General features: G+C 70.1%; 13 protein-coding genes. 5 read left to right on the top strand and 8 right to left on the bottom strand.

What is annotated here, in order from left to right:
* Both JWP28_RS01850 and JWP28_RS01845 read left to right on the top strand, forming a co-directional pair.
* The coding region (locus JWP28_RS01850; protein ID WP_299539355.1) for a penicillin acylase family protein at positions 1-380 on the top strand (380 nt) is incomplete at its 5' end.
* Between the two features lie 29 nt (positions 381-409).
* Positions 410-883, top strand: a complete 474-nt coding sequence (locus JWP28_RS01845; RefSeq protein WP_299539353.1) for a hypothetical protein — start codon at positions 410-412, stop codon at positions 881-883.
* A 15-nt stretch (positions 884-898) separates the two neighbouring features.
* On the opposite strand, the gene JWP28_RS01840 is transcribed toward JWP28_RS01845, so the two are convergent.
* The 6 genes from JWP28_RS01840 to JWP28_RS01815 form a co-directional block, all read right to left on the bottom strand.
* Positions 899-2,299 (bottom strand): efflux transporter outer membrane subunit, encoded by a 1,401-nt coding sequence (locus tag JWP28_RS01840; RefSeq protein WP_299539351.1) that lies wholly within the window; start codon positions 2,297-2,299, stop codon positions 899-901.
* Between the two features lie 5 nt (positions 2,300-2,304).
* Positions 2,305-3,471, bottom strand: coding sequence for an efflux RND transporter periplasmic adaptor subunit (locus JWP28_RS01835; protein ID WP_299539348.1), 1,167 nt, complete (start codon positions 3,469-3,471; stop codon positions 2,305-2,307).
* Complete coding sequence (locus JWP28_RS01830; protein ID WP_299539345.1) at positions 3,464-6,658, bottom strand: efflux RND transporter permease subunit; 3,195 nt, start codon at positions 6,656-6,658, stop codon at positions 3,464-3,466. Before JWP28_RS01830 ends, JWP28_RS01835 begins: the two co-directional genes overlap by 8 nt.
* A 125-nt stretch (positions 6,659-6,783) precedes the next feature.
* A complete protein-coding gene (locus tag JWP28_RS01825; RefSeq protein ID WP_299539342.1) occupies positions 6,784-8,142 on the bottom strand; it encodes a HAMP domain-containing sensor histidine kinase in 1,359 nt (452 codons plus the stop codon).
* Positions 8,129-8,809, bottom strand: a complete 681-nt coding sequence (locus JWP28_RS01820) for a response regulator transcription factor (protein WP_299539340.1) — start codon at positions 8,807-8,809, stop codon at positions 8,129-8,131. Before JWP28_RS01820 ends, JWP28_RS01825 begins: the two co-directional genes overlap by 14 nt.
* Positions 8,810-8,977: 168 nt before the next feature.
* Complete coding sequence (locus JWP28_RS01815; RefSeq protein ID WP_299539337.1) at positions 8,978-9,892, bottom strand: haloalkane dehalogenase; 915 nt, start codon at positions 9,890-9,892, stop codon at positions 8,978-8,980.
* 238 nt (positions 9,893-10,130) lie between these two features.
* On the opposite strand from JWP28_RS01815, the gene JWP28_RS01810 reads away from it, so the two are divergent.
* The 3 genes from JWP28_RS01810 to JWP28_RS01800 all read left to right on the top strand — a co-directional run bounded on the left by JWP28_RS01810 (position 10,131) and on the right by JWP28_RS01800 (position 12,926).
* The gene (locus JWP28_RS01810) at positions 10,131-11,153 is read left to right on the top strand and encodes a glutathione S-transferase N-terminal domain-containing protein (protein WP_299539335.1); all 1,023 of its coding nucleotides are present in this window, start codon (positions 10,131-10,133) and stop codon (positions 11,151-11,153) included.
* Positions 11,150-11,740: a TetR/AcrR family transcriptional regulator gene (locus tag JWP28_RS01805; RefSeq protein WP_299539333.1), complete on the top strand. Its 591-nt coding sequence runs from the start codon at positions 11,150-11,152 to the stop codon at positions 11,738-11,740. Before JWP28_RS01810 ends, JWP28_RS01805 begins: the two co-directional genes overlap by 4 nt.
* An 88-nt stretch (positions 11,741-11,828) precedes the next feature.
* Positions 11,829-12,926, top strand: coding sequence for a putative sulfate exporter family transporter (locus tag JWP28_RS01800; RefSeq protein WP_299539331.1), 1,098 nt, complete (start codon positions 11,829-11,831; stop codon positions 12,924-12,926).
* Between the two features lie 33 nt (positions 12,927-12,959).
* Here the strand turns inward: JWP28_RS01800 and upp are convergent, their stop codons facing one another.
* Together upp and JWP28_RS20610 are read right to left on the bottom strand one after the other, a co-directional pair.
* Positions 12,960-13,589 (bottom strand): uracil phosphoribosyltransferase, encoded by a 630-nt coding sequence (gene upp / locus JWP28_RS01795; protein WP_299539329.1) that lies wholly within the window; start codon positions 13,587-13,589, stop codon positions 12,960-12,962.
* Between the two features lie 11 nt (positions 13,590-13,600).
* Positions 13,601-13,756, bottom strand: a complete 156-nt coding sequence (locus tag JWP28_RS20610) for a DUF1688 family protein (protein ID WP_366143777.1) — start codon at positions 13,754-13,756, stop codon at positions 13,601-13,603.
* Between the last annotated feature and the right edge of the window lies 1 nt (position 13,757).

The raw sequence follows: 13,757 nt of genomic DNA, 5'->3' as shown, positions 1-13,757 counted from the left end.
TGAAGGCCGCCATCGCCGAGATGAAGACCAAGTACGGGGCCATCGACCGGCCGTTCGGCGAGGTCTCGCGCTTCGCCATCGACAAGGTCGACCTTCCCGGCAACGGCGGCTTCGGCAACACCGGCATCTTCCGCACCATCACCTGGGGTCCGCTGAAGGCCGGCAAGCGCATCCCGGTGCATGGCGAGACCTGGGTGTCGCTGGTGGAGTTCTCGACGCCGATCAAAGCCAAGGGGCTGATGAGCTACGGCAACGCCAGCCAGCCGGGCTCGCCGCACCGCTCCGACCAGCTGCAGCACCTCTCGGACAAGACCCTGCGCACGCTGTGGACCACGCGCGCACAGGTCGAGCAGCATCTCGAAGGCCGGGTCGCGATCTGACCCTGCGCCGCATTTTCAAGGAGACCACGATGATCAGACGAACCGTGACCCTGGGCCTGGCCGTCGCCGCGCTCACCCTGAGCGCCGCCTCGGCCCAGGCCGCCAGCCCGCACGACGGCGCCTGGGAGGCCGTGGAGTCCAAGGCGCCCGGCAGCACGATCACCCCGGGCTTCAAGCTGGTCATCAACTTCAAGTTCGGGCCCAACAAACTCGAGTACCACTCGGCCAACACCACCCGGCCGGACAAGCCCTACATCAGCGACCACGTCACCACGCTGGACGGCACGCCGGCCCCCTTCCCGAACCAGGAGCGCTTCAACCAGGTCTCGGTGACCCAGACCGGCCCGAACGACCTGCAGATCCTGAAGATGAAGGACGGCGACGTGATCGCCGGCGAATTCTGGACCTTCAGCTCGGACGGCAAGACGGCGATCCGCCGCGGCATCGGCAAGAACCCGGAAGGCAAGTCGCACGCCTACCAGGAAGCCTTCGTCCGGAAATAGCCGCCGCCGGCGGCGTCAGCTCCAGGCGCCGCCGAGCGCCCGGGTCAGGTTCACGCTGGCCTGCAGGCGCCGCGTAGTCAGCTGGATCGCCGCCTGCTCGGCGGTGAGCGCCGCGGTCTGGGCGGTGACCACGTCGAGGTAGGTCGCCACGCCCTGGCGATAGCGGATGTCGGCGAGTTCCTCGGTGCGCCGGGCGGCGGTGACCGCGTCGGTCTGGTCCTTGGCCTCGGCCGCCAGCCGGTTGGCCAGCGCCATCTGGTCCTCCACGTCGCGGAAGGCGTTGAGCACCACACCGCGGTAGTCGGCGCTGGCCTGGTCGAAGGCCGCCCGCGCGGCCTGCACGCCGGCCTTGCGCCGGCCGCCGTCGAAGATCGCCCCGACCAGCTGCGGCCCGATCATCCAGAAGCTGTTGGGGGCGGTGAGCAGACTGGCCCCGCCGGCGTTCTGCCAGCCGGCCGAGCCGTCCAGGGTCAGCGACGGGAACAAGGCCGCGCGCGCGACGCCGATGTCGGCGTTGGCCGCGGCCGCGCGCCGTTCAGCGGCGGCGATGTCGGGGCGGCGCTGCAGCAGGGTCGAGGGGGCGCTGACCGCCACGCGCGGCTGCGGGAGGGCGGTCTCTACGGGCGCGAGGTTGAAGGTTGAGGCGCTCTCGCCGACCAGGGCGGCGATGGCGTGCTCCATCAGCGCGCGCTGGGCGGCGACGTCGGCGAGCTGGGCCTTGGCGGTGGAGAGCTGGGTCTGGGCGCGGGCGACGTCGAGGCCGGTGGCGTTGCCGCCATTGTGCAGAATCTGGGTCAGCTCCAGGGCGCGCGCGTAGGCGGCTACGGTCGCCTGCAGCAGACGCAGCTGGGAGTCGAGGCCGCGCAGGCTGAGGTAGTCTTCGGCGAGGTCGGCCTGCAGGCTGAGCCGCATGGACCGAAGGTCGGCCTCGCTGGCCTGGGCGCGGTCGCCGGCGCTTCGCGCCAGATTGCGCAGCCGGCCCCAGAGGTCGATCTCGTAGGCCAGCGACACGCCCACCTGGTTGTTCGAATACTGGTCCGGCCCGCCGACCCGCAGGGGCGCGTTGTCCGAACGGCGGGTGCGTTGCGCCGTGGCGCCCCCGTCGATCTCCGGAGCCAGGCCGGCGCGGGCCTGGGCGGCGAGCGCGCGGGCCTGGTCGTAGGCCGCGACGGCGGCGGCGAGGCCGGGGTTGGCCTTCTCGGCGCGGGCCTCGAGGTCGTCGAGCACGGGATCGGAGAACATCGCCCACCATTGGCCGCGCGGCTGGGCGTCGGCGGGCGCGGCCGGCGTCCAGGGTCCCTGCTCCTTGAAGGCCGGCGCGATGGGGGTGGCCGGCGGCGCGTAGGGTGGCGCCAGCGAACATCCGGCCAGTAAGGCGGCGGCCGCCGCCGTCAGGAGCAGCCTGGCCGCGGCCATGCGCTTCAGGCCCCCGCCTTCTGCGCCGAGGCGCCGGCGACGCGCACCAGGTCGCCGTCGGCCAGCGACTCCGGCGGATTGTCGACGACGCGGTCGCCGGCGGCCAGGCCGGCGCCGATCTCGACGCTGGAGCCCAGGTCGCGGGAGATGGTCACCGGCCGTATCTTCACGTGGCTGTCGGTCCCGACGATGGCCACCACCGGACCGCTGTGGCGGTACTGGATCGCCGTCACCGCAACCCGCGTCGTGGTCTGCGGCGAGCTCAGGCGGAAGGTGACCTGGGCGTAGTCGCCCGACTTGATCCGGCCGTCGGCGTTGTCCAGTTGCAGCTCGACCAGCTCCGCGCCGCTCTGGGCCCCCACCGCCTGTGCGCTGTTGGCGACCACGGCCTTGAAGGTCTGGCCGGCGTACTCCGGGACGGTGAGGTCGGCGGTCTGGCCCTTTTGGATCAGGGCCGAATAGTTCTGCGGCACGCGGACGTAGATGCGCAGCTTCCGTTGGTCGGCGACGGTGAACAGGGCCGCGTCGTTGGGGCTGCCGGTGGTGATCAGCTGGCCGATATCGGTCGTGCGCGTGGTCACGACGCCGTCGAACGGGGCGGTGATCTTCTTGAAGGACTCCAGCGCCAGCAGCCGGTTGAGATTGGCGCGGGCGGCGTTGACCAGCGAGGTCTTGGCCGCGAGGTCGCCGGACTTCTCCTCGGCCTCCTGCCTGGAGACCGCGTCCTGCGCCACCAGGCCCTCCCAGCGCCTCGAGGTGGTGCCGGCGAGGCTCTGGTTGGCCTGGGCGGTGGCGAGGTCGGCGCGCGCCTGCAGCACCTGCTGGTCGAGGTCCGGCGTGTCGATGTCGGCCAGGACCTGGCCGGCCTTCACCGGCGCGCCGATGTCGGCGTACCAGCGCTTCAGGTAGCCGCTGACCCGGGCGTGGATCGGGGCGGTGTAGAAGGCCTGCACGTCGCCCGGCAGGACCAGCTGGCGCTCCCCGCCGCCTTCGACCTTGGCGAGGCCGATGGTCGGGATCGACTGCTCCCGCGTCCAGGTTCTCATGCCCTGGTCGGCGCTGACACGGCTGACCAGACCCACGACCACTACCAGGGCGGCGACGCAGGCCGCCGCGAGGCCGGCGAACCGCAGGCGGTGCGTCGAGATGGGGGACGCGGCGGCCTCAGGCATAGGACTCTCCGGTGATCGGCTCGGGGGCGACCGCATGCGCCCGTCGGCCGTGCACGAGGCTGAAGACCACCGGCACGAACATCAGGGTGGCGATGGTGGCGAAGACCAGGCCGCCGATCACCGCGCGGCCCAGGGGGGCGTTCTGCTCGCCGCCTTCGCCCAGGCCCAGCGCCATGGGCGCCATGCCGATGATCATGGCCAGCGCCGTCATGACCACCGGCCGGAAGCGCGTGAAGCCGGCCTCGGTGGCGGCGACGATCGCGTCGCCGGTGGCGGCCAGGCGCTCGCGGGCGAAGCTGATGACCAGGATCGAGTTGGCGGTCGCCACCCCCATGCACATGATCGCCCCGGTCAGGGCCGGCACCGAAAGCGTCGTCCCCGTGGCGAACAGGATCCAGACGATCCCGGCCAGCGCCGCCGGCAGGGCGGTGATGATCACAAACGGGTCGAGCCACGACTGGAAGTTCACGACGATCAGCAGGTAGATCAGCACGATCGCCGCGGCCAAGCCGAAGAACAGGCCCGAAAACGCGGTGTTCATGGTCACCATCTGGCCGCGCAGGTCGACCGAGGCGCCCTTCGGCCGGTCCTTGGCGGCGTCCTTCAGGATCTTGTTGATGTCCTTGGTCACCGAGCCCAGGTCGCGGTCCTGGGTGGTGGCGTAGATGTCGATGACCGGGGCTGCGTTGTAGTGGCTGACCACAGCCGGCGTGCTGTCGCGGCTGATTGCGCCCAGCCCGCCAAGGATCTGCGCCTGGTTGTTCTGGGCCGTCGTACCGTTGATCGGCACCCCTTCGAGGCCGGAGATCGAGGACAGCCTGTACTCCGGGGTCTGCGCCACGATCGGATACGACACCCCGGTCTTTGGGTTGACCCAGAAGGTCGGCGCGCCCTGGGAACTGCCGGCGAGCGTGGTGACCAGGCTGTTGGTCACGTCGCGTTCCGAAAGGCCCAGCTGGGCGATGCGCGCGCGGTCGACATCGACGCGCAGTTCGGGCGAGCCCTCGGGCTGCTGCATGCGCACATCGGCAAGGCCGCGGACCTCCCGGATCTTGCGCAGCAGGGTGTTGGCGTAGACGCGGTTGGCGGCGGCGTCTGGGCCGGAGATCTGCAGGTCGATGGGCGCAGGCGCGCCGAAGTTCAGGATCTGGCTGACGATGTCGGCCGGCAGGAACGCGAAGGTGGTGCCGGGGTAGTCGCGGGGCAGCACCTCGCGCAGGCGCTTCACATAGGCAGGCGTCGAATGATGGTGCGCCTTTAGGCTGACGTAGATGTCGCCGTCCTGCGCGCCGATCACGCCGGAGTTCGAATAGACCATGTTGATGGAGCTGTTCGGGATGCCGATGTTGTCGACGATCGAGCTGAGTTCGTCGGCCGGGATAACCTGGCGGATCGCGCCCTCGATGCGGCGGAACTCCAGCGAGGTGTCCTCCAGCCGCGTGCCGACCGGCGCCCGCACGTGGATCGTCATCTGGCCCGCATCCACCGAGGGGAAGAAGTTGCTGCCCAGGAACGGCGCCAGGCCGAAGGACAGCACGACGACGGCCATGAAGCCGATCAGGAACGGCCGCCGGGCGCCCATCGCCCGCTCCAGCAGGCCGGCATAGACCGAGCGCACCTTCCCGAAGCCGGCCTCGAACCGCCGCTGGAAACGCGCCAGCGGATTGCGCGAGCGGGGCTCCGAGGCATGCTCGTCGTGCGGCGCATGCGGCCTCAAGAGGTACATCGCCATGGTCGGCACCAGCGTCCGCGACAGGACGAAGGACGCGATCATCGCGAACACCACCGACATGGCCATCGGCACGAACAGGAAGCCCGCCACGCCCTTGAGCATGAACATCGGCACGAACACGATGCAGATGCAGAGCAGGGAGACGAAGGCGGGCGTGACGATCTGGTTGGCGCCGTCGAGGATGGCCGTGCGGACGTCCTTGCCCTGTTCCAGGTGCCAGTTGATGTTCTCGATGGTCACCGTGGCGTCGTCCACCAGGATGCCGACCGCCAGGGCCAGGCCGCCGAGGGTCATGATGTTCAACGTCTGACCGCTCACCGACAGCGCAGCGATCGCCGCCAGCACGGCCAGGGGGATCGAGACGGCGATGATCACCGTCGAGCGCCAGCTGCCGAGGAACAGCAGGATCATCAGGCTAGTGAGCGCCGCGGCGATGGCGCCCTCCTTGACCACGCTGGAGATCGCGCCCTTCACGAACAGCGACTGATCGTTGAGCGCGGTGATCTTGAAGGTCGAGGGCAGCTGCTCCTTCAGGCCGGGCAGCTTGTCCTTCACGCCCTGGACCACGGCAAGCGTCGAGGCCGAGCCGGTCTTCAGGATGGTGGACAGCACCGCGCGGCCGCCATCGACGTGGACGATATTGGTCTGCGGCGGGGCGCCGTCGCGCACCTGGCCCACGTCGCGGATGAAGATGGTGGCGCCGTTCACCGTCTTGATCGGCAGGCTGTTCAGATCCTCGATGGTTTCGGCGGCGTCGTTGAGCCGGACGTTGTACTGATAGGAGCCTATCTTCACGAAGCCGACCGGCAGGATCTGGTTCTGCGCCGCGAGCGCCGTCGTCACGTCATTGGCCGAGACGCCCTTCGACTGGAGGGCCTGAGGGTCGAGGTCGATCTGGATCTGGCGAAGCTGGCCCCCATAGGGGTAGGGCGTGGCCGCCCCGGGCACCGTGGTCAGGACCGGCCGGATCACCACCTGGCTCAGATCGAACAGCTTCTGTTCGGAGAGTGTCTTGTCGGAGTCCGCCAGCTGCAGGATCGGCACGGTGGCGGCCGAGTAGTTGAGGACCAGCGGCGGGGTCACGCCGGCGGGCATCTGCCGGATGGACGTCTGCGCGGTCGAGGTAACCTGCGCCGTCGCTGTGCGGATGTCGACCCCGGGCTGGAAGAAGATCTTCACGATCCCGATGCCGTTCACGGACTGGCTCTCGGTGTGCTCCACGTCGTTGACCGTGGTCGTCAGGAACCGCTCGAACTGGGTGACGATCCGGTTGGACATCTCGCCGGGCGACAGGCCCGCGAAGTTGAAGGCGACCCCGATCACCGGCACCCGGATCTCGGGGAAGATGTCTGTGGGCGTCCGGAGCGCGGCCATCACCCCGAAGATCATGATGAGCACGGCCATCACGATGAAGGTGTAGGGGCGCTTAAGCGCGATACGGACGATGGCGTTCAAGCGACTGAGTTCCGGACGGAGTAGGCGTGGGCGCCGCGCCGAGGGGGCCGCGGCGATTCCCGGCGCGTTCCTTGGACCCAATCCGGCCCCGGAGGCCAATGAAGATAGTTTTAAGTTCGCAGCCCTCAGCCGCCGATGCCGCGCGGCCAGCAGTTCAGGGCGACGCGCAGGCCCGGCCGGGCGTCCTCCAGCACCAGGGTGAAATGGTGCAGCCGGGCGATCGCCGTGACGATGCTGAGGCCCAGGCCCGAACCGGGCTCGGTGCGGGTGCGGGCCGCGCGGTAGAAGCGCTGCAGCACCGCGTCGCGCTCCACCTCCGGCACGCCTGGGCCGTTGTCCGCCACCTCGATCCTCGGCCCCTCGTCGCGGACCACCAGACGCAGGGTGACCCGGCCGCCGCGCGGGGTGAACTTCAGCGCGTTGTCCACGAGGTTGCTGACCGCCTCGAACAGCAGGGTCGGATCGGCCGACACCGCAGGCGCGTCGTCGGCGATGTCCGCCTCCAGGGCGACGCCGCGGTCCTCCGCCAGGGGTTCGTGCAGCTCGCGCACATGCTCCAGCACGCTCTGCAGCCGCGTGGGCTCGAAGAAGGCCTGGCGGTCACGCCGCTCGATCTCGCCGATGCGCTGCAGGGCGCGGAAGCGGGTCAGGAGGTCGTCGGTCTCGGCCAGCGCCTGGTCGAGCATTTCCCGCTGGGCGCCTTCGAGCTGCGTCTCCTGCCGCACGCGGTAGAGCAGCGCCCGCAGGCGGTTGAGCGGGGTGCGCAGGTCGTGGGCGACATTCTCGCCGACGCTCTTGACCTCCCAGAGCAGGCGCTCGGCCTCGTCCATCATGGCGTTGGCGACACCGGCCAGCATGTCGATCTCGTCGCGGCGGCGGGAGACCGGCAGCCGGACGCCGAGCTCACCCTTCAGCGCCGCCCGGCTCGCCGCGCGCAGGTCGTCGATGCGCCGCAGCGGCCCCAGGCTGAGGGCCGCAGCGGCGGCCAGGCCCAGCACCAGGATCAGGCCGCCGCTGAGCGCCAGCGCATTGATGATGATCTTGCGAAGGCCGGTCAGCACCAGCGCGTCATGGCCTACATAGAGGATCTCGCCCCACGGCATCCGCTGCGCCAGCCCGCGCGCGCCGGGCTGCAGGCCCGCGGCGTGGACCTCCCGGGGCGCGCCGTCGATCGGCAGGCTGGCGGGCAGGCTGCGGACGTTGCCCGAGATCCAGATGCCGTCCGCGGAGAACAGGCCGTAGTATTCGATGCGGCGGGTGTCGGCGGCGACGGCCTGGGTGACCCGCTCCGGCAGCCGCTCGGCGCCGCCCAGCCTCAGATCCTTGGCCTCGCTGATGACGATGCCGTCGATCTGACGGGCCATGTAGCCCGCCGTCTGCTGATAGATGAGGCCCATCAGGGCCACGACGGCGAGCGCGAACACCGCGCCGTTCATCAGCGTCAGCCGGAACGGGGTCGTCCGCCAGAGCTCACCCGGGCGCATTGAGCGCGTATCCCGAGCCGCGGACGGTGTGGATCAGCGGCGCCAGACCCGGCCGGTCGATCTTGCGGCGCAGCCGGCCCAGATGCACGTCGATCAGGTTGGTGCCGGGGTCGAAATGGTAGCCCCAGATGGCCTCGAAGATCATGGTCCTGGTGAGGATCTGCCCGGAGTTGCGCATCATGAACTCCAGCAGCTTGTACTCCGTGGGCATCAGCCGGATCTCGGCTCCGCCGCGGTGCGCCGTGCGGCTGATCAGGTCGAGGTCGAGGTCGGCGACGGAGAGGTTCAACTGGCGGGGCGCGGCCTGGCGGCGGCGCAAGAGGACCTCCAGCCGCGCGGCCAGCTCTTCGGACGCGAACGGCTTGGTCATGTAGTCGTCGCCGCCGGCCCGCAGGCCGCGGATCCGTTCGTCCACGTCGCTCAGCGCGCTGATCATCAGGACGGGGATGTCGACGTTCGCGCCGCGCATCTCGGTGACGATGGCCAGGCCGTCCATGCGGGGCAGCAGCCGGTCCAGGATGACGGCGTCGAAATCGCCACTCAGAGCCAGCGTCAGGCCGTCGCGGCCGTCCGGCGTCCACTCCACGACGAACCCATGCTGCTCGAGCTCCGCCACGATCTCCTTGCCGGTGGTGGCATCGTCTTCGATCGCCAGGATCTTCGGCATCGCGCTTCCGTCTGCGAGCTGGCCCGCTGCAAGACTGCTCGCCACGAGCGGCGCACGACGTCAAGTCCGGGACCGCGAGGGTCGCGCCCGCTCCTGGGCGGCTGGATCGATCCCGCAGGGTCTGTCTATCGGCACGGATAATGCCGGAGACGGCGTCGACGACGTCCGTCAGGCAAAGCCCTTCGTGCGCCGCTGGATCATGCCCTCGATGATCGTGACGATCTCGACGGGGCAGTCCTCCTGGAGGAAATGCGCGCCCTGCAGGATGACGTGCGGCTGGCATTTGGCGCCGGGGACCCGCGTCTGGAAGACCGCCTCGCCGCCGCGGGTCACGGAATCGCCGTCGCTGAAGGCGGTAAGAAACGGCTTGTCGAAGCGTTCCAGCGCCGCCCAGGCGGCCTGGTTCTCAGCGACCGAGGCGTGTTCCGGGGTGACCGGCACCAACCTGGGGAACTGCCGGGCGCCTTCCTTGAAGCTCTCGTCCGGGAACGGGGCGTCGTAGGCGGCGATCTCCGCGGGGGAAAGGTCGCGCGCCGTGCCGCCGTGGACGATCATGCCGATCGGCATCTGCGGGACTGCCTGGCTGAAGTTGAGCCAGGCCATGAAGCCTTCCGTCCGGCCGGTCCCGACCGGCAGGCCGGTGTTGGCGGCGACCACGCCGGCGAACTGCTCTGGCGACGACGCCACCAGGCGCAGACCGATCAGCCCGCCCCAGTCCTGGCAGAAGAGGGTGATGTCGTGGAGGTCCATCTGGGCCAGCCACTGGCCCATCCAGTCGACGTGGCGCTCATAGGTGTAGTCGCAGCGCGCCGCCGGCTTGTCGGAGCGTCCGAAGCCGATCAGGTCGGGGGCGATGACGCGATGGCCCTTGGCCGTCAGGGCCGGGATGACCCTGCGGTAGAGGTAGGACCACGACGGCTCGCCGTGCATCAGCAGCACCGGCGCCCCGTCGCGCGGACCCTCGTCCACGTAATGGACCCGCAGCGCCGTCCCGTCGGCGTCGACGACCGTGGCGTAGCGTGGCGCGAACGGCCAGTCGGGGAGGCGGGCGAACCGCTCATCGGGGGTCCTCAAGGCGTGCACGGTGGAGGCCTCCCCGATTGACTCTCCGGACTTCAACCCGGAATATAGTGGCAATATGTGTGCCACTATATTTAGTTATCGTCAAGGTCTGCGGGGACGGCAGGCGGCGCGCGGGATATCTTCCGCGGGGCCGTTCGGCTAGGCCATGATGGCGACGTCCCGAGCCCGCCGGTGGCTCGAAAGGTATCCGGCGCACCGACCCTGCCTCGCCGCCTTCCGCTAGTCTGGAGCCCGCGCCATGACCGATCCCATCGCCCTCTCCGGCGCGCCGGGCTCGCCCTACACCCGCAAGATGCTGGGGGTGCTGCGCTACCGGCGGATTCCCTACCGCCTGCTGCCGCCCAGCGGTCCGGCCCTGGCGGGCCTGCCGCAGCCCAGGGTGTCGCTGCTGCCGACCTTCTACCTGCCCGACGAGGCGGGCGAACTGCAGGCGGTCACCGATTCCACGCCGATCATCCGCCGCCTGGAGCGCGAGCATGTCGGGCGCAGCCTGATCCCGACCGACCCCGCGCTGGCCTTCCTCGACGAACTGATCGAGGACTACGCCGACGAGTGGCTGACCAAGGCCATGTTCCACTACCGGTGGTCCTATGCGCCGGACATCGCCAAGGGCGCGGCCATCCTGCCCTGCTGGCGCGGCTTCACGGTTCCGGACGAGGAGCTGCGGACCCGCGGCGCCTTCGTCGCCGAGCGGCAGATCGGACGGCTGAGGTACGTGGGCTCGAACGCCGTCACCGGGCCGGTGATCGAGGCCAGCTATCGGCGCTTCCTGGCGGCCTTCGAAGCCCACCTGACGCACCTGCCCTATCTGTTGGGCGACCGACCCGCGAGTTGCGACTTCGCCGTGTTCGGCCAGCTGACCCAGCTCGCCGAGTTCGACCCGACGCCGATGGCCCTCACCCTGGAGCTCGCGCCGCGCGTCACCGCCTGGGTGGGCCTGATGGAGGATCAGTCAGGCGTGGAGCCGGGCGACGACGGCTGGGTTTCCATGGCCGCGCTGCCCGACACCCTGGGCGCGATCCTGGCCGAGATCGGTCGGGTCTACCTGCCGGTGATGCTGGCGAACGCCGAGGCGGTGATGGCCAAGGCCCCGGAGGTCACGGCGCGCGTCGACGGCGAGGTCTGGACCCAGCAGCCGTTCCCCTACCAGGCCAAGTGCCTGGGCTGGCTGCGCCAGTCGCGGGACAGGCTGCCGCCACAGGCGCGGGCGCAGGTCGACGCGGCCCTGGCGCCCGCCGGCCTTACCGGGTTGTTCGCGTGAGCCCAGGCCCGGCGCGCACGCCCCCCCTGGCCGACGGCCGCCGCCAGCGTGGCCAGGACAACCGCGCGCGGATCATCGCCGCCATGCTGGAGATCATCCACTCCGGCGAGGTCACCCCCGGCGCCGAGCAGGTCGCCCAGCGCGCCGACGTCGGCCTGCGCACGGTGTTCCGCCATTTCCAGGACATGGAGAGCCTCTACCGCGAGATGTCGGCGGTGATCGAAGGCGAACTGCGGGCGGTCGTCGCACAGCCCTTCCGATCCGAGGACTGGCGCGAACGGGTCATCGAGCTGATCGAGCGCCGCTCGGGGGCCTTCGAGAAGGTGGGCCCCTTTCTGCGGGCCTCGGCGGTGTTCCGCTACCGCTCCAAGGTCCTCGGGATCGATTACGCCCGCCTGAACGCCACGATGCGGGAGATCCTCAAGCACCAGCTGCCGCCGGCGGTGGCCCGCGACCAGTTGAAGGTGGAGATCCTCGACCTCTTGCTCGGCTTCGAGAGCTGGTCCCGGCTGCGCCGCGAGCAGGGCCTGTCGCCCAAGCGGGCGCGCGAGACGCTGGAGACGGCCGTCCGGCGGCTGCTGGACTGACCGCACCGACGGCGGCTACACGGCGGCGGGGATGTAGCGCTGGCGTCCCAACCGGCCCAGCTTGGCCGCCCAGCGGAAAGGCCGGACCATGATCATCAGGGACATCGATACCGACGCCGCAGCCGCGCACGAGATGTTCCAGTCCTTCGAGGGCATGGAGGGGCTGCCGGTCTCCGCGCCCGCCGCACCCAAGCGCCTCAGCATCGATGCCTTCGCCCGCTCGGTCTATCCGGGGGTGCTGGTGGCCTTGACCATCGCGCTCGCCGCCGACTGGCTGGCCAGCCACTACAAGGCGCCGGTGATGCTGTTCGCCTTGCTGTTCGGCATGACCTTCCACTTCCTGCACGAGGAAGGCCGCTGCATCGCAGGCATCGAGTTCGCCTCCAAGGCGGTGCTGCGGACCGGCGTCGCCCTGCTGGGCGCGCGGATCACCGTCGAACAGATCATCGCGCTCGGCCCCGTGCCCGTGGCCATGGTGGTGGCGGGGGTTGCGACCACCCTGCTCGTGGGGCTGGGCCTGGCGCGCCTCTTGGGCCTCAGCCGCGAGTTCGGCGTGCTGTCGGGCGGATCGGTGGGCATCTGCGGAGCCTCGGCGGCACTGGCCATCGCCTCCGTGCTGCCGAAGACCAAGGAGAGCGAGCGCGACGTGATCCTGGCCGTCGTGGTGGTCACCACGCTCTCCACTATCGCGATGATCCTCTATCCGATGCTGGTGGCGGCCATCGGTCTCGACCACCAGCGAGCGGGCCTGTTCCTCGGCGGCACGATCCACGACGTCGCCCAGGTGGTGGGCGCGGGCTACATGATCTCCCAGAAGACCGGCGACATCGCGACCTATGTGAAGCTGCTGCGGGTCGCCATGCTGTTGCCGGTGGTGGCGATCATCGCCTTCGTCCTGTCGCGCGGCCGAGGCGGGCAGCCGGGGGCGAAGGCGCCGATGCCGATGTTCCTCTTCGGTTTCGCGGCCCTGGTGGCGTTGAACAGCCTGGGCTTCCTGCCGAAGCCGGTCGTCGACGGCGCGGGGGAGGTTTCCCGCTGGTGCCTGGTGGTGGCCATCGCCGCGCTCGGCATGAAGACCTCGTTCAAGGCCCTGATCGCCGCCGGCTGGCGCCCGGTCGCGGTGATGGGGCTGGAGACGCTGTGGATCGCGGGCCTGGTGCTGGCGGTCGTGGAATTCGCCACCTAGCCCCCGAGGGCCCGGGAAAGACGGCCCAGCCCCTCAGCGCGTGCCGTACATGCGGTCGCCGGCGTCGCCGAGGCCGGGCAGGATGTAGCCGTGGTCGTTGAGCTTCTCGTCCACCGCCGCGGCCCAGACGCGCACGCCCGGATGGTGACCCTGGAACTTGGAGAGCCCCTCAGGCGAGGCCAGCAGGCAAGCCATGCGGATCGCCTTGGCGCCGGCCTCCTTCAGCCGGTCGACGGCGGCGATGGCGGTGTTGCCGGTGGCCAGCATCGGGTCGATGACCACCACCGTGCGGTCCGCCAGGTCGACGGGCGCCTTGAAGTAGTACTCCACGCACTCCAGCGTCGCCGGGTCGCGGTAGAGGCCGATGTGGGCGACGCGGGCGGCGGGGACCAGCTCCAGCATCCCGTCCAGCATCCCGACGCCGGAGCGCAGGATCGGCGCGAAGACCAGCTTCTTGCCGGCCAGCTGCGGCGCCGCCATCGCCTGCATCGGCGTCTCGATCTCCACCGTCTCCAGCGGCAGGTCGCGGGTGACCTCGTAACAGATCAGGCCGCCGATCTCCTTGAGCAGCTGGCGGAAGCTCTTGATGGACGTGTCCTTCTTCCGCATCAGCGTCAGCTTGTGCTGCACCAGCGGGTGGTCGACGATCGTCACGCCCTTCATCTTCATCCCCCTCAGAACACGGTGCCGTCGCTGACGACGGTGATCGGCGGGCCGCCGTCGGCGCGCAAGCTCCGGGCGATGCGCCGCCCCGCCGCCCACGTCCCGCCCTCCAGCACGCGCGCCAGCGGGAAGGCCTCGGCGCCGACGCCCAGGCGCTCTCGCACCATG

This window comes from Phenylobacterium sp., assembly GCF_028290885.1.
GTDB lineage: Bacteria > Pseudomonadota > Alphaproteobacteria > Caulobacterales > Caulobacteraceae > Phenylobacterium.
The sequence above is the reverse complement of the archived record's forward strand: the minus strand, read 5'-3'. Positions and strand labels throughout refer to the sequence as shown.